This is a genomic window from Lonepinella koalarum, from assembly GCF_004565475.1.
GTDB lineage: Bacteria > Pseudomonadota > Gammaproteobacteria > Enterobacterales > Pasteurellaceae > Lonepinella > Lonepinella koalarum.
Genome location: NZ_SRHX01000001.1, coordinates 161897 through 178806, shown reverse-complemented (window position 1 = coordinate 178806; position 16910 = coordinate 161897). Strand labels below are relative to the sequence as shown.

Sequence of the window (16910 nt, the reverse complement as noted above, 5' to 3'; positions counted from 1 at the left end):
TATAAATTCCATTATAAAACCGTGATCTGGATCACAGTTTTTAATCGTTTAACTGGTATTTAATCAACTTATCATGGATAATTGAACAGAGTAAGTAATATCAATCAGAGGTAAATTATGACAACGCAATTAGACGCTTTAAAAAATGTAACTGTAGTAGTAGCAGACACCGGCGATATCGAAGCTATGAAACTTTACAAACCACAGGATGCCACGACCAATCCATCATTAATTTTAAGTGCTTCTGCACTGCCACAATATGCGCCATTAATTGATGAAGCCATTGCTTATGCAAAACAACAAAGCAATGACAAAGCACAACAATTAATTGATGCCGAAGACAAATTAGCGGTAAATATCGGTTTAGAAATTTTAAAACTGGTACCGGGACGTATTTCTACTGAAGTCGATGCTCGTCTTTCTTATGATACCGAAGCGACCGTTGAAAAAGCACGCAAATTAATTCGTCTTTACAACGAAGCAGGTATTGCCAATGATCGTATTTTGATCAAAATCGCTTCCACGTGGCAAGGTATCCGTGCGGCGGAAATTTTAGAAAAAGAAAACATCAACTGTAACCTCACCTTATTATTCTCCCAAGCGCAAGCTCGTGCTTGTGCCGAAGCAGGCGTTTACTTAATTTCACCGTTTGTTGGTCGTATTCTTGACTGGTACAAAGCTAATTCTGACAAAAAAGAATACGCACCAGCGGAAGATCCAGGTGTGGTTTCTGTCACTGAAATTTACAACTACTACAAACAATATGGCTATAAAACTGTGGTAATGGGTGCGAGTTTCCGTAATGTAGGCGAAATCACTGAGCTGGCAGGTTGCGACCGACTAACCATTGCACCACCATTATTAAAAGAGCTACAAGAAAGCACCGCACCTTTAGCGCGTAAATTAGACTATAAAGGTGAAGTCAAAGCTCGCCCAGAACCATTGAAAGAAGCGGATTTCTACTGGCAACACAACGCTGATCCAATGGCAGTTGAAAAACTTGCCGAAGGTATCCGCAAATTTGCGGCAGATATTGAGAAATTGGAAGCCATGTTAGCTGCCAAGCTTTAATGATTTAAAATTAAATATGATGAGAAAAGTGCGGTGAAAAACACCGCACTTTTTTACATTAAGATTGCAACAAGCCGATTAAATCCCACCAAGCATAACCTAAAGTAATAAATACAATAAATCCAATGAATGCCATAATAGCACCGTTTATCCACCATTTGGTGACACTGTTATAACCAGCACCAAATAAAATTGGAGCAACACCGGCACCGTAGTGCGTGACCAATCCGCCAAAGGAATTTGTACCAGCAAGTAGTAAGGCTAATGCCATTGGATCAGCTCCAGCGGCTTTACCTATGGTTAAAAATACGGGCAACATAGCAACCACATAAGAACTGGCGGAAGCGAAAAAGTAACGAACAACAATACTCAGAAAACCAAGGATACATAACACAGTAAATGGGCTGTATGTAAAACTCACATTGGTACTGATTGTGTGTGCCAACCAATCAAAAATTTTTGCTTTATCCAGTGCGGTTGCCATACCTATAATACCACCGAACCAGATTAAGGTATTCCAAGCGGCTTTATTGGCTAACATATCGCCCCAACCAATCACGCCAAATAAAAAGGCTAATACCATTGCCACCAATGCAACGGCGGTGGCATTTAAAGTAAATTTAATGCCAATTAAGCTCAGTAAAGACGGTGCAGCCCAACCCACTAGTGCTAAGATAAAAATCGCGATCAGCAATTTTTCCGTAGGTTGCATAACGCCTAATTCCGCTAAACCTTGACGGGCAATTTCTTTGTTATTAATCCGTTTTATTTCAGGTTTATCCAGATAATAACCAATAAAAGGATAAATTAATAATAAAATCAACCCCGGCACAACCAATCCTGCCGCCCAATTCCCCCAATTTAAATTCGTACCCAAAATTTTATTCATAAAATCGGCGGTGAGTAAATTAGGTGCCATGGCAGTAATAAACATAAAACTGGTGACTTTCATGGTATAGTAGGTGTTGATAATTAAATAACTCCCCGCTTTTTTGGCGGTTTCACCCGGTTCTGATCCTAAGGCTTTTGCCACGGAATGGATAATGGGAAAAACAATGCCACCACTACGTGCGGTATTAGATGGCGTGACGGGTGAAATAATAAAATCAAGAAAAGCGGTGACATAACCCAAACGTAAGGTCGTGCTACCAAAAGAACGAATCATCACATAAGCAATGCGTTTGCCTAATCCGGTTTTAACAAAGGCGGTACTGATTGCAAAGGCAGAAAAAACCAACCAAATCGTGGTGTTGGAATAACCCACTAATAAGTCCTTGGTGTTATTTAAAAAAATGCCTGCAAAAGCCACCGCACTGAGTAACACTAAAGGTTCGGAAAAAGGGCGAAGAATTAACCCAACTATCGCTAACAGATAAAAACCCAATAAACGCCATGCTTCCACTGTTAATCCATCTGGTGGGGGAGTAAACCAGAAAATAACGGGGAATGCTGCCATTAAAATAAGTTTCCAAATTTTACTTTTCATTATAATCTCCTTAGATTAATTTTTCGCCGTAAGCGTTTGTTTCATCATTTCTCTATTAAATTGTTTATTCCAAACAGAAACCACCATAGTTGCAACACCTTGTCCAATAAGATTAACTATAGCTAATCCCGTACCTACAAAACGGTGGATACCCAAAATTAAAACCATGCCAGCCACCGGAACAACGGGAAGTACAATCAATGTACTGGTTAACATCACAAACGCTGCTCCACTCACACCTGCTGCACCTTTAGATGTTAGCATTGCCACAATTAATAAAATAAATTGATCAGTAAAGGAAAGTTCCATATTAGTGGCTTGAGCAATAAAAATAATTGCCATGGTCATATAGAGATTGGTTCCATTTAAATTAAAGGAATAACCTGATGGCACTACTAAAGAAATGACGGATTTTGGACAACCGAGTTTTTCCAGTTTTTCCATGATATGTGGCAAAACTACGGAAGAAGAACCTGTACCAAGAATAATCAGCAATTCTTCTTTAATAAAACTGAGATAGGCAAATAAATTAACACCACAAATTTTGGCAATAATGCCATAAACCACAATAACAAACACAACTAATAAGGCATAAAAACCAAAGACTAATTTGGCTAATGGTAATAAGGATTCTAAGCCATAAGCTCCCACGGTATAAGTGATTGCCCCAAATGCCCCGATAGAAGAGAGTTTTGAAATTAAATGAACATTATGGAAAAATACTTTAGAAATACTTTCAATGAAGGTGTAAACAGGTTTTCCTTTATCACCAATAACGGATAAAGAGTAACCAAATAAAATGGAAACTAATAAAATAGCCAATACATTACCTGAAGAAAATGCGCCTACAAAGGTAGAAGGAATAATATTCATGGCAAAATCAGCGAGATTCACATTTTTAGCACTTTCCGTATATTTGCTTAAACTACTGGTATCCAGTGTGGCAGGATCTATATTAAAACCCGCTCCTGGTTGAATAAGATGACCCCATAATAAACCAATCACTAAAGCAATAAAGGACATAACAAAGAAATAAATTAAGGCTTTTCCGCCTACTTTACCGAGTTCATTCATATCTTTCATGCCCGCAATACCCACCACGATAGTACAGAAAATAATCGGACCAATAATCATGGCAATCAGTTTGATAAATGCATCGCCTAAGGGTTTAAGGGTGACGGCTACATCAGGGATAAAGTAACCTAACGCAATGCCAGCTAAAATGCCAAGTAATACTTGAAAATACAGTTCTTGATAAAAGGCTTTTTTACTCATGTGATATTCCTTATTAAAGTGCGGTGAAAAAATATCAAATTTATTTAGTATTTTTCACCGCACTTTTGTCTTATTCCTGTTCATCAGCCCAATATAATCGCATTGGGTTATCCACCAGCAGGCGTTGCCGTTGTTGCTCTGTGGTGGCTATTTGAGCAATATAATCCACCAATAACCCATCATCTGGCATATGATCTTTTAAATTGGGGTGTGGCCAATCGGTGCCAAATAAAACCCTATCAGGGAACAGCTGAATTAAACGCTGAGCAAAAGGCACCACATCGGTGTAAGCATGTTGTTCGCCATTTAAGGCTTTTGGACCGGTCACACTTAACCGTTCAGGGCAGGAAACTTTGCTCCAAAAATTAGGGTGTTCTGCCATTAATTTAACAAACAAGTTAAATTCTTCGCCGTCTACTGGTTTGCTGACATCCGGTCTACCCATATGATCTACTACCACGGTAGTAGGTAATTGAGTGAAGAAATCCCAATATTCCGCCAGATCCTGCGCTTCAAAATAGATCACAATATGCCAACCTAACGGAGTAATTTTATTTGCAATGGTCATTAAGGTTTCCGTTGGTGCAGTATCCACTAGACGTTTTACAAAATTAAAACGTACCCCACGCACCCCAGCTTTGTGTAGGCGTTGTAATTCTTCTTGACTGACATCCGCACGCACCGTAGCCACACCCCTTGCTTTGCCATGAGAATGTTCAAGTGCATCTACCAAAGCACGATTATCGGCACCATGGCAAGTGGCTTGCACAATCACATTGCGTTCAAAGCCAAGTAAATCACGCAGAGCAAAGAGTTGATCTTTGGACGCATCACAGGGTGTGTATTTACGTTCTAGTGCATAAGGAAATTGTTCACCCGGTCCAAACACATGGCAATGAGCATCAACTGCCCCTTTGGGTAAGGTTAATTTAGGTTTTGATGGATTAGGGTAAAAAGGCAGCCAACCCGGTGTTACTTCAAATTTCATGTTATTTCTCCCTTTTAATCAATATATTGCAAACCTGCATTGGCTAATTTTTCACGCATTTTGTATAAATCCAAACCTAATACGCCTGCTTCAAATTGTTGACGTTTGCCTGCTTCGTTATCTTCGCGTTTTTGGGCTGCTTCTGCCACTTCTAAGGCTTTCGCAGCAGGCACCACCACGACACCATCCGCATCGGCAACCACCACATCGCCCGGATAAACTACCATGCCTGCACAAATCACTGGCACATTCACCGATCCTAAGGTAGCTTTAATCGTCCCTTTGGAATGAATAGCTTTACTAAATACAGGAAAATCCATTTTTTCCAGTTCTGCGACATCACGCACACCGCCATCAATAATCAAGCCTTTAGCCCCTCTCGCTCTAAATGATGTGGCAAGTAATTCGCCAAAAAAACCATCGGTAGAATCTGCTGTACAGCCCGCCACCACAATGTCGCCCTGTTGAATTTGTTCCGCCGCAACATGCAACATCCAGTTGTCCCCTGGTTGCAATAATGCAGTAACCGCTGTACCACAAAGTTTGGCATGGGGATAAATAGGGCGGATATAGGGTTTCATTAAGCCAATTCGTCCCATCGCTTCATGAATGGTAGCCACACCAAATTTGGCTAATTTTTCCACCGCGCTTTTGTCGGCTCGTTGAATATGGCGTTTCACTACGCCTAATTGATTAATCGCTAATTCTGTCATTTTTTTCACCTATAATCCTTTTGCTTTGAGTTGTGCATCTAAACGTGGGAAAACGCGACGAGCATTGCCTTCATAAATTTGATGTTTTTGTTCTGTGCTTAATTGGCTTGCTTCAATATAACGTTTGGTATCGTCAAAATAGAATCCTGTGCGTGGATCAATATCACGCACCGCACCAATCATTTCAGATGCAAATAACACATTTTTGTGCGGAATTACATCCAATAACAAATCAATGCCCGGTTGATGATAAACACAGGTATCAAAGAAAATATTATTTAATAAATGTTGTTCTAAAATCGGCTTTTTCATCATCATCGCCAAACCACGAAAACGACCCCAATGATAAGGGGCTGCACCGCCACCATGTGGCACAATAAAGCGTAAGGTTGGAAATTCTTTAAATAAATCACCTTGTAGGCACTGCATAAAACTGGTGGTGTCCGCATTTAAATAATGTGCCCCTGTAGTATGGAAACAATGGTTACAACTGGTGCTGACGTGGATCATGGCTGGAATATCGTATTCCACCATTTTTTCATAAATAGGAAACCAATAAGGATCAGTTAATGGCGGAGATGTCCAATGTCCACCAGATGGATCGGGGTTAAGGTTAATGCCTACATTGCCATATTCATTAATACAACGATCTATTTCCGCTAAGCAGGTTTCCGTTGGCACGCCAGGCGATTGTGGTAACATCGCCACTGGCACAAAATGCTCAGGAAATAGTTGTGATACGCGATAACAAAGTTCATTACAAATAGACGCCCAAGTGGCAGAAATATTGTAATCACCAATATGATGCGCCATAAAGCTAGCTCGTGGTGAAAATAAGGTAATATCAGAACCCCGTTCTCGCATAAATTTCAGTTGATTTAATTCAATGGATTCACGTAGTTCATCATCGGAAATATTTAAATCTGCGACCTTTGGCATGGCAGATGGCTGTTTAATCCCAGCAATTTGTTTATTTCGCCATTCTTCTAAGGCTTTTGGTGCGGTGGTGTAATGTCCATGACAATCAATAATTAAACTCATCTTATTCTCCTTGTGACCAAATTTTTGGTGAAATCATCACTTCACCTTTCATTAATAATCTTGCGGTGCGTAACAATGCCGCACTTTCCACCTTACCTTGTGAATTAAAGCTTAATGTCACGCTAAATTCTCCACTGGGGTGTTCCACTGAAAAGGGTTTTTTAGGATTGAAATCAGAAAAACCATAAGCTACCGTATCAGGTATCACGCAGGCAGTGGCAATCGTCACCGCTGCTAATACGCCAATAGCTTCATGGCAAACATGGGGAATAAAACAGCGTGTATGCACATTACCCCCTTGAATAGGCTCACTTAATAAACACATTTTCGGGTAATTTTTATCGCTAACATCGCCTAGATTCATTTTAAAGCCCGCTTGAATCCGCAATTGTTCTAAAATCTGTTTCAGTTGTTCATCTTGATTCAGTTCAGCAACCTTTTCATAAGCGGTGCGATGCACATCTTTTGCACGCACTAAAACCATTGGCATACCATTATCAATACAAGTCGCTGGTAATTTGCCAAATTCAGCTAAATCAAATTCATCATAAACATTGCCCGTTGGAAGCAAGCTACCGCACACTGATCCTTCCGTATCTAAAAAACGAATTTGAATAGGAGCATGGGTATTGGGAACACCATCAATTTTGGCATCACCATCATAAGTAATGGTTTGATTGGGGGTTTGTACGGTAATATCAGCTAATACGCCAGTATTTTGGGTTAATACACGAACAGTGGTGGTTTCACCTTGAGCCTTAATTAAACCTTTCTCTAAAGCAAAAGGCACTACAGCGGCCAACATATTGCCACAATTGACGTTGGTATTTACAGAATCACTATCGGGTTGTAATTGTGCAAATAGAAATTCTAAATCTACATTGGGTAAATCACTGATTTTGACGATACCTACTTTACTGGTTAAAGAATGAGCGCCACCGATGCCGTCAATTTGTCGTTTATCTGGTGAACCAAGGGCTGCAAGTAGTACATTATTGCGAGTTTCAATATCTTTTGGTAAATCATCAAAACTAAAAAATGGACCTTTTGATGTGCCACCACGCATAAGCATGCAAGGAATTGCCGTTTGAGTTACCATTTTTTCCTCCTATATATCTGATGTGGCAATTCTATGCTTTTATTACTATATAAAAAATAGTATATTTCACCTATCAGATATAACTAAAATAACAGGTATTAACATGGATTTAAAACAATTGAAATATTTTATTAAAGTGGCAGAACTAGGTAGTTACACCAAAGCAGCGGAGCAATTCAATGTGGCACAGCCTTTACTAAGCCGGCAAATTCGTCAATTAGAAGTGGAATTAAAACAGAATTTATTTATACGCAATGGCAGAGGTGTTTGTACCACTGAAGCAGGCAATATTTTACTTAAACATAGCTATGCCATTTTTGCACAACTAGACAATTTACAAGAAGATTTAAACCTTGCTCAAGGTAAGATCAGTGGTACTATCACCCTAGGTATCCCACCAACATTATCTAAATTATTTGCTAAAAATATCATCAGACGTTTTTATTCCCAATTACCCGAAGCAAATCTTGTGGTAGTAGAGGCTTTCACAGCAAATTTACAAGAACGCATCACGAACAACCGTTTAAATGTGGCATTATTACATAATCCGCCTTTCCAATCGGGTATTGATTATGATCTACTCACACAAGTACAGCTAGAATTAATCACTCGCAAAGATAATCCTCTGGCACAAAAAAGCCAAATTGAACTTGACGATTTTCAACAAATCCCTCTTATTTTACCCACTCAAGGCAATACTTTCCGTCAGTTATTTGATAATGAAATGACAAAACTACACAGAAAAAGTAATGTGGTATTAGAAGTAGATAGCAAAGAATTGGTTTTAGATTTAGTGGAAGATGGATTAGGAAATTCTATTTTATTGCCTATGGTATTAGCGCTAGGACAGGCTCATCCACAATTAACCGCGGTAAAAATAGCTCAACCACAGCTTCCTTGTCACTTATATATGGCAACAGCCAACAAAACCAAACCAAGCCGTTTACAAACTGCTTTAGTGAAAATTATTAAGGATGTTTGCTTATGTTATTTCCCAAATTCAAATTCAAAAAATATTTAGTGACTGTGGATAACTAAATAAAATCCAGTTAAAAACCTGTATTAATTCCATGGATAAAATACAATAAAATTTTATATGTGGATAACTGAACGAGTTATACCATCTTTTCTTACTGTAAAGATCATGTTTTTCCTTAATTTAAAAAAGATCTAACACTTTCATCTATAAAAGAAAAAGATCCTTACCCACGATAAACAGTGGATCTAATAATAACCATAATAAGATCTTTATATATAAATAAGATCTCTATTTATTAGCAAACCGATCTTTATCGGATCGAATTTTACTGATCTACTTTCCTGTTTACTCAAATTTAGGTAAAATACGCCTTTATTTTTAGCTGAGATCGGTGAAAGGGATCTTTAATAAATCAAGGTTACTATGTTTTATACAGAAAATTATGATGTGATCGTTATTGGTGGCGGTCATGCTGGCACAGAAGCTGCCCTTGCTCCTGCTCGTATGGGGCTTAAAACCCTTTTATTAACCCATAATATTGATACACTTGGACAAATGTCTTGTAATCCCGCTATTGGAGGGATTGGTAAAGGTCATTTAGTGAAAGAAATTGATGCCATGGGAGGATTAATGGCAACGGCTACCGATCAAGCTGGGATTCAATTTCGTACGCTAAATAGTTCTAAAGGTCCTGCGGTACGTGCCACTCGAGCACAAGCAGATCGTGTATTGTATCGCCAAGCAGTGCGTATAGCTCTTGAAAATCAACCTAATTTAGATATTTTTCAGCAAGAAGTAACAGATATATTGATCGAACAAGATCAAGTTACAGGCGTGGAAACCAAAATGGGGTTAAAATTTCGTGCAGGATCGGTAGTATTAACGGCAGGTACGTTTTTAGCGGGTAAGATCCATATAGGTTTACAAAATTACCAAGGTGGACGAGCTGGCGATCCTGCTTCTGTAAGTCTTTCTTATCGTTTGCGTGATTTAGGTCTTCGTGTAGATCGTTTAAAAACAGGTACACCGCCACGTTTAGATGCACGAACAATTAATTTTGATGTGTTAGCTAAACAACATGGTGATGATCACCTGCCCGTATTTTCCTTTATGGGAAGTGTGGATCAACATCCCCGTCAAATTCCATGTTTTATTACTCATACTAATGAAAAAACCCATCAAGTGATCCGTCAAAATTTGGATCGTAGTCCTATGTACACAGGGATTATTGAGGGGATCGGTCCACGTTATTGTCCGTCTATTGAAGATAAAGTGATGCGTTTTGCGGATCGCAATTCCCATCAAATTTATCTTGAACCAGAGGGCTTAACTTCCAATGAAGTCTATCCGAACGGTATTTCTACTAGTTTACCGTTTGATGTACAAATGGCGATCGTTAATTCCATGGTAGGACTAGAAAAAACGCGCATTGTGAAACCCGGTTATGCTATTGAATATGATTATTTCGATCCTAGAGATTTAAAACCTACTTTAGAAACCAAAACGATTAAAGGATTATTCTTTGCGGGTCAAATTAATGGCACCACAGGTTATGAAGAAGCGGCAGCTCAGGGATTGTTAGCAGGCATTAACGCAGGATTGTTTGTGCAACAAAAAGATCCTTGGTATCCACGCCGTGATCAAGCATACGTTGGTGTATTAGTGGATGATCTTTGTACCCTTGGCACAAAAGAACCCTACCGTGTCTTCACTTCTCGAGCGGAATATCGTTTATTATTACGTGAAGATAACGCCGATATTCGTTTAACCCCAATTGCTCGCAAACTAGGTTTAATAGATGAAAAACGTTGGGTGAGATTTAATCAAAAAATGGATAATATCGCCAAAGAACAAGAACGTTTAAAACAAATTTGGATTCACACAAAATCTGAACATTTAGATGAAATCAATAACTTAGTAAATACCTCTATTGTGCGTGAAGCTAACGGTATTGATTTATTACGTCGCCCTGAAATAACGTATGATATTTTAACTAAAACCGCTTTATTTGCGCCAGCTTTGGAAGATAAACAGGCTGCCGAACAAGTAGAAATAGCAATTAAATATCAAGGCTATATTGAACATCAGCAAGAAGAAATTGAAAAACAAAAACGTCATGAAAATACCGTTATTCCAGAACGTTTTGATTATAGTTTAGTGGTAGGACTTTCTAATGAAGTGCGGGCTAAATTAGAACAACATCGTCCCGTCTCTATTGGACAAGCCAGTCGCATTTCAGGTATTACGCCTGCTGCCATTTCCATTTTATTGGTGAATTTGAAAAAACAGGGAATGTTAAAACGTAGTGAATAATTTACAACAAATTTTAGCTGAAAAATTAGAATTTTTGTTAAAAAACACCGCACTTTGCTTGACTGATCTGCAAAAAACGCAATTAGTACAGTTGGTGTTATTATTACATAAATGGAATAAAGCTTATAATTTAACTTCTGTGCGTGATCCGCAAGATATGTTAGTAAAACATATTATGGATAGTCTCGTTGTAAGTCCTTATTTACAAGGTAAATATTTTATTGATGTGGGGACGGGACCGGGATTACCGGGTTTACCCTTAGCGATTATTAATCCAGATAAGCAATTTTATTTACTTGATAGTTTGGGTAAACGCATTAGCTTTGTTCGTAATGCAGTGTGTGAATTAGGATTGACTAACGTCTATCCCGTATTAAGTCGAGTAGAAGAATTTAAACCCGATCATTTATTTGACGGTGTATTAAGCCGAGCTTTTGCTTCACTGTCTGATATGACCGATTGGTGTCAGCATTTAATCAATGAAAAAGGTTTATTTTATGCATTGAAAGGACAATATCATCAGGATGAAGTGCAACAACTTACGACGGAATTTACAGTTCAACAGGTGATTGCATTGCAAGTGCCAGAATTAGTCGGTGAACGACACTTGGTGTTAATAAAAAAGGTGTAGTCTAAGTTAATATTTTTACTTGCATTAAAAAAGTCAATTTGATTAAAAAAGCGCTATAAAACTCACAAAATTTTGATCTAAGTTCGGTTTTATCGCTTAATTTATTGCAATAATAACTTTTATAGGTGATAATTTGGCAACTTTCAGACATTAGTCTGTTTGATTATTTTTGGATTTTTGTGAGCGTAAACAATGTCAGCTGTACTGCAACGAGCTCAAAAATTATATAAAAAAGTATATCTTATTGAAATTATTGTTTTAATTGCTATTTTTGGTATATTATTTTTGTATAATAATGACTTTGCTTATGCTTTTAGCATAGGATTTTTGGTTATTTTTGTTCCAAGTGTTTTTGTTATTTATATTGCTTTTTTCGTTAAAAAGGGTAAACCAATAGATATAACATTATTTTATCGTCTTGAAGCAATTAAATTTCTTTTTGCTATTATACTCATTGTTATTTCAATTAAGTATTTGATAACAAATAATATATTAGTTTTTTTTATAGGCTTTTTTGTAGCTCTTGCTTTGAATAGTCTATTACCGTTTATTTTGAATATATTTAAACAACGTAATTAATAATCTAGATAAAGGTTTTATTAGTATGTCAAATTTAACTACTGCTGATTATATTAGTCACCATTTAACATTCCTTTCATCAGGGGATAGTTTTTGGTCAGTGCATTTAGATACTCTGTTTTTTTCTTTTGTATCTGGTGCTATTTTCTTATTAATTTTTTCAAAAGTGGCTAAAAAAGCAACTTCAGGTGTTCCAGGAAAATTACAATGTTTTGTCGAAATCGTTATTGAATGGGTTGATGGTTTAGTCAAAGATAATTTCCATGGTTCGCGCAATGTTATTGCACCACTGGCGTTGACTATTTTCTGTTGGGTGTTCATTATGAATGCTATTGACCTTATTCCTGTGGATTTTTTACCAGAGTTTGCTAATTTATTAGGTATTCATCATTTACGTGCAGTACCAACAGCAGATATTAGTGCAACCTTGGGTATGTCTATTTGTGTATTCTGCCTTATCTTATTTTATACGGTTAAATCAAAAGGATTTAGTGGTTTAGTCAAAGAATATACCCTTCATCCTTTTAATCATTGGGCTTTCATTCCTGTCAACTTTATTCTTGAAACAGTAACCTTATTAGCTAAACCTATTTCATTAGCATTCCGTTTATTTGGTAATATGTATGCAGGTGAGTTGATCTTTATTTTAATTGCCGTGATGTATATGGCGGATAATTTTGCTTTACAAGCCTTAGGTATTCCATTGCATTTAGCTTGGGCAATTTTCCATATTTTAATCGTTACTTTACAGGCTTTTATCTTTATGATGCTGACAATCGTTTATTTGAGTATTGCTTATAATAAAGCGGATCATTAAAAAACTTTTTCTTTTTAGTTTAAAAAAGAGACTATTTTATTAACAACCTAGCCTTCGGGCTTATTTATCAATCTTTTAATGGAGAACATTATGGAATCTGTAATTACAGCAACAATCATTGGTGCATCAATTTTATTAGCTTTTGCTGCACTGGGTACAGCTATTGGCTTTGCTATTTTAGGGGGAAAATTCTTAGAATCTTCTGCTCGTCAACCTGAATTAGCAAGTAGCTTACAAACAAAAATGTTCATTGTTGCCGGTCTTTTAGATGCGATTGCAATGATTGCTGTAGGTATTTCTTTACTTTTCATTTTCGCAAACCCGTTCATTGATTTATTAAAATAAGTCGGGCTTGAAATTTAGGGTTATTTCGGTTTTTTTTATTTGAAATAACATAACCGACTTTATCAGTAGGAGGGCGTTGTGAATTTAAATGCAACATTAATAGGTCAACTTATTGCGTTCGCAATTTTTGTGGCGTTCTGCATGAAATATGTTTGGCCACCGCTCATTAAAGCGATTGAAGATCGTCAAACAAGTATTGCTAATGCTTTAGCATCTGCTGAAGTAGCAAAAAAAGAGCAAGCGGATACGAAATTATTAGCCGAAGAAGAAATTTCTAAAGCAAAATTACAAGCACAAGAAATTATTGATTTAGCCAACAAACGCCGTAATGAAGTGCTAGAAGAAGTGAAAGTAGAAGCAGAAACTTTGAAAGCTAAAATTATTGAACAAGGTCACGCTGAGGTAGAATCAGAACGTAAACGAGTTCAAGAAGAATTGCGTGTGAAAGTGGCATCTCTTGCCATTGCTGGTGCAGAGAAAATTGTGGGTCGTACCATTGATGAAGCGGCCAACAATGATATTATTGATAAATTAGTTGCAGAATTATAGGAAGGTTGAGCTTATGTCAGAATTAACTACCATAGCTCGCCCTTATGCCAAAGCAGCATTTGATTTTGCCGTTGAACAATCTGCGACGGATAAAAGTGCGGTGCAAAAATGGACAGAAATGCTCAGTTTTGCTGCACATGTAGCAGAAAATGAACAGGTTCAATCTTTTTTAACCGGTTCTTTTTCATCTCAAAAAGTCGCTGATACGGTGATTTCAATTTGTGGCGAACAACTTGATCAATATGGGCAAAATCTGATTCGGTTAATGGCTGAAAATAAGCGCTTAACGGCACTTCCAGCAGTATTTGATGAGTTTCAACATTATGTGAAAGAGCATAATGCCATAGCGGAAGTTCAAGCTATTTCGGCTAAACCATTAAATGCAACGCAACAACAAAAAATTGTAGCTGCAATGGAAAAAAGACTTGCTCGTAAAGTGAAATTAAATTGCACAGTGGATAATTCGCTGATTGCAGGAGTTATCATTCGTACCGATGATTTTGTGATTGACGGTTCTAGCCGTGGTCAATTAGATCGTCTAGCCAACGAATTGCAATGATAAGAAGGAATTCAAAATGCAACTAAATTCAACAGAAATTAGTGAATTGATTAAAAAACGTATTGCCCAGTTTGATGTAGTGAGCGAAGCTCGCAACACAGGAACAATCGTTTCCGTGAGTGACGGTATTATCCGTATTCATGGTTTAAGTGATGTTATGCAAGGTGAAATGATTGCCTTACCGGATAACCGTTTTGCCATGGCATTAAACCTTGAACGTGATTCAGTAGGTGCGGTAGTGATGGGACCTTATGCTGATTTAGCAGAAGGTGTAGAAGTACAATGTACAGGTCGTATCCTTGAAGTACCAGTAGGTCGTGGTTTATTAGGTCGTGTGGTAAATACGTTGGGTGAACCCATTGATGGTAAAGGCGAAATTAAAAATGACGGTTTTTCACCGGTTGAAGTGATTGCCCCTGGGGTTATCGACCGTCAATCTGTGGATCAACCTGTACAAACGGGTTATAAAGCAGTGGACTCCATGGTGCCAATCGGTCGTGGTCAACGTGAGTTGATTATCGGCGACCGTCAAACAGGTAAAACCGCACTTGCCATTGATGCGATCATTAACCAACGTGATTCAGGTATTAAATGTATTTATGTGGCGATTGGTCAAAAAGCATCAACCATCGCTAATGTGGTACGTAAATTGGAAGAACATGGTGCGTTAGCGAATACTATCGTGGTAGTGGCATCAGCCTCTGAATCTGCAGCATTACAATATTTAGCCCCTTATGCCGGTTGTGCAATGGGTGAATATTTCCGTGATCGTGGTGAAGATGCGTTAATCATCTATGATGATTTATCCAAACAAGCCGTGGCTTATCGTCAAATTTCTTTATTATTACGTCGTCCACCAGGTCGTGAAGCTTATCCGGGTGATATATTCTATCTTCATAGCCGTTTACTTGAACGTGCAGCTCGTGTAAATGCAGATTATGTAGAACGTTTCACCAATGGTGAAATTAAAGGTAAAACTGGTTCTCTAACCGCACTTCCAATTATTGAAACCCAAGCAGGAGACGTGTCAGCTTTCGTCCCTACTAACGTAATTTCTATTACAGACGGTCAGATCTTCTTAGAAACCAGTTTCTTTAATGCAGGTATTCGTCCAGCGGTAAACCCAGGTATCTCGGTTTCTCGTGTGGGTGGTGCGGCACAAACTAAAGTGGTGAAAAAACTTGCTGGAGGTATTCGTACTGCTCTTGCACAGTACCGTGAATTGGCATCTTTCTCTCAGTTTGCATCGGATCTTGATGAAGCGACCCGTAAGCAATTGTCACACGGTGAAAAAGTCACTGAATTGTTGAAACAAAAACAATATGCACCATTAAGTGTAGCGGAACAATCTTTAGTATTGTTTGCGGTAGAATTTGGTTATTTAGAAGATGTGGAACTGAATAAAATTGCCAGTTTTGAGACTGCACTTTTAGATTATGCGAAACGAGAACATGTCGAGTTTATACAAGAATTAAATCAGTCTGGTAATTATAACGATGAAATTAAGGCTAAATTGCAAAGCATTTTAGACAATTTCAAAGCGAATAATACGTGGTAATCTTTGTTAAGGACGGAGAAATAATATGGCTGGTGGAAAAGAGATAAAAACCAAAATTGCTAGTGTACAGAGTACACAAAAAATTACCAAGGCAATGGAAATGGTGGCAACATCGAAAATGCGTAAAACGCAAGATCGTATGGCTGCGTCTCGCCCTTATTCTGAAACCATTAGAAATGTTATTAGCCATGTTTCAAAAGCAAGTGTTGGTTATAAACACCCCTTTTTAGTAGAACGTGAAGTGAAAAAAGTGGGTGTACTGGTTATTTCAACGGATCGAGGAATGTGCGGTGGATTAAATATAAATTTATTTAAAACCGCACTTAATGAAATCAGACAATGGAAAGAAAAAGGCGTGACGGTTGAACTGAGTTTAATTGGTTCAAAAGGTATCGGTTTTTTCCGTTCCCTTGGGTTGAAAGTACAAGGACAACATTCTGGTTTAGGTGATAATCCGACATTAGAAGATTTACTTGGAGTGGTAAATGGTATGATAGATTCATATCGTAATGGTGAACTTGATGCTATTTACATTACCTATAATAAATTTATTAATACGATGTCACAAAAACCCGTTTACCAACAGCTTGTGCCATTACCAGAATTAGAAACTGATAGATTAGGCGAAAGACAAAATGTTTGGGATTATATTTACGAACCGGATCCAAAGGTGCTATTAGATAGCTTATTAGTTCGTTATTTAGAATCTCAAGTATATCAAGCAGTGGTTGATAATTTAGCTTCAGAACAAGCGGCTCGAATGGTAGCAATGAAAGCAGCAACAGATAATGCAGGAAATTTAATTAATGACTTGCAGTTGGTGTATAACAAAGCTCGCCAATTCAGTATTACAAATGAATTAAATGAAATTGTTGCTGGTGCAGCAGCGATTTAATGGAGAATAGGT

Annotated in this window: 17 protein-coding genes; 11 read left to right on the top strand and 6 right to left on the bottom strand. The window is 37.8% G+C overall.

Translation table 11 applies throughout. The features are described from left to right. Positions 1 to 117: 117 nt before the first annotated feature. Complete coding sequence (tal, locus tag E0709_RS00885; protein ID WP_132299625.1) at positions 118 to 1071, top strand: transaldolase; 954 nt, start codon at positions 118 to 120, stop codon at positions 1069 to 1071. 58 nt (positions 1072 to 1129) lie between these two features. Here tal and E0709_RS00880 read toward each other — a convergent pair whose 3' ends face one another. The 6 genes from E0709_RS00880 to E0709_RS00855 form a co-directional block, all read right to left on the bottom strand. Then, entirely contained in the window at positions 1130 to 2560 is a 1431-nt protein-coding gene (locus E0709_RS00880; protein ID WP_207905214.1) for an anion permease, read from the bottom strand. 12 nt (positions 2561 to 2572) lie between these two features. Further along, positions 2573 to 3832: a C4-dicarboxylate transporter DctA gene (gene dctA, locus E0709_RS00875; protein WP_132299621.1), complete on the bottom strand. Its 1260-nt coding sequence runs from the start codon at positions 3830 to 3832 to the stop codon at positions 2573 to 2575. Positions 3833 to 3902: 70 nt separating this feature from the next. Then, on the bottom strand, positions 3903 to 4820 hold the full coding sequence (locus E0709_RS00870) for an amidohydrolase family protein (RefSeq protein WP_132299619.1): 918 nt from the start codon (positions 4818 to 4820) through the stop codon (positions 3903 to 3905). A 14-nt stretch (positions 4821 to 4834) separates the two neighbouring features. Next, entirely contained in the window at positions 4835 to 5533 is a 699-nt protein-coding gene (gene ligK, locus E0709_RS00865; RefSeq protein WP_132299617.1) for a 4-carboxy-4-hydroxy-2-oxoadipate aldolase/oxaloacetate decarboxylase, read from the bottom strand. A gap of 9 nt (positions 5534 to 5542) precedes the next feature. Further along, positions 5543 to 6574 (bottom strand): amidohydrolase family protein, encoded by a 1032-nt coding sequence (locus tag E0709_RS00860; RefSeq protein ID WP_132299615.1) that lies wholly within the window; start codon positions 6572 to 6574, stop codon positions 5543 to 5545. A 1-nt stretch (position 6575) separates the two neighbouring features. Next, entirely contained in the window at positions 6576 to 7673 is a 1098-nt protein-coding gene (locus tag E0709_RS00855; RefSeq protein ID WP_132299613.1) for a 4-oxalomesaconate tautomerase, read from the bottom strand. A gap of 103 nt (positions 7674 to 7776) precedes the next feature. Here E0709_RS00855 and E0709_RS00850 point away from each other — a divergent pair, with 103 nt between their 5' ends. The 10 genes from E0709_RS00850 (at position 7777) to atpG (ending at position 16898) form a co-directional block, all read left to right on the top strand. After that, positions 7777 to 8694, top strand: a complete 918-nt coding sequence (locus E0709_RS00850) for a LysR family transcriptional regulator (protein WP_132299611.1) — start codon at positions 7777 to 7779, stop codon at positions 8692 to 8694. A gap of 381 nt (positions 8695 to 9075) precedes the next feature. Then, the gene (gene mnmG / locus E0709_RS00845; RefSeq protein WP_132299609.1) at positions 9076 to 10965 is read left to right on the top strand and encodes a tRNA uridine-5-carboxymethylaminomethyl(34) synthesis enzyme MnmG; all 1890 of its coding nucleotides are present in this window, start codon (positions 9076 to 9078) and stop codon (positions 10963 to 10965) included. After that, entirely contained in the window at positions 10958 to 11596 is a 639-nt protein-coding gene (gene rsmG / locus E0709_RS00840; protein ID WP_132299607.1) for a 16S rRNA (guanine(527)-N(7))-methyltransferase RsmG, read from the top strand. The genes mnmG and rsmG overlap by 8 nt, the downstream gene beginning before the upstream one ends. A gap of 192 nt (positions 11597 to 11788) precedes the next feature. After that, on the top strand, positions 11789 to 12175 hold the full coding sequence (locus E0709_RS00835) for an ATP synthase subunit I (protein WP_132299605.1): 387 nt from the start codon (positions 11789 to 11791) through the stop codon (positions 12173 to 12175). 25 nt (positions 12176 to 12200) lie between these two features. Then, positions 12201 to 12992 carry a F0F1 ATP synthase subunit A gene (atpB, locus tag E0709_RS00830; protein ID WP_132299603.1) on the top strand — a complete coding sequence of 264 codons (792 nt, stop codon included), beginning with the start codon at positions 12201 to 12203 and terminating at the stop codon, positions 12990 to 12992. Between the two features lie 90 nt (positions 12993 to 13082). Continuing rightward, positions 13083 to 13337: a F0F1 ATP synthase subunit C gene (gene atpE, locus E0709_RS00825; protein WP_005599073.1), complete on the top strand. Its 255-nt coding sequence runs from the start codon at positions 13083 to 13085 to the stop codon at positions 13335 to 13337. Between the two features lie 78 nt (positions 13338 to 13415). Then, on the top strand, positions 13416 to 13886 hold the full coding sequence (gene atpF / locus E0709_RS00820) for a F0F1 ATP synthase subunit B (protein WP_132299601.1): 471 nt from the start codon (positions 13416 to 13418) through the stop codon (positions 13884 to 13886). 13 nt (positions 13887 to 13899) lie between these two features. Next, complete coding sequence (gene atpH / locus E0709_RS00815; protein ID WP_132299599.1) at positions 13900 to 14445, top strand: F0F1 ATP synthase subunit delta; 546 nt, start codon at positions 13900 to 13902, stop codon at positions 14443 to 14445. A gap of 16 nt (positions 14446 to 14461) precedes the next feature. Next, on the top strand, positions 14462 to 16003 hold the full coding sequence (gene atpA / locus E0709_RS00810) for a F0F1 ATP synthase subunit alpha (protein WP_132299597.1): 1542 nt from the start codon (positions 14462 to 14464) through the stop codon (positions 16001 to 16003). 25 nt (positions 16004 to 16028) lie between these two features. Next, positions 16029 to 16898 (top strand): F0F1 ATP synthase subunit gamma, encoded by an 870-nt coding sequence (gene atpG, locus E0709_RS00805; protein WP_132299595.1) that lies wholly within the window; start codon positions 16029 to 16031, stop codon positions 16896 to 16898. Positions 16899 to 16910 lie beyond the last annotated feature (12 nt).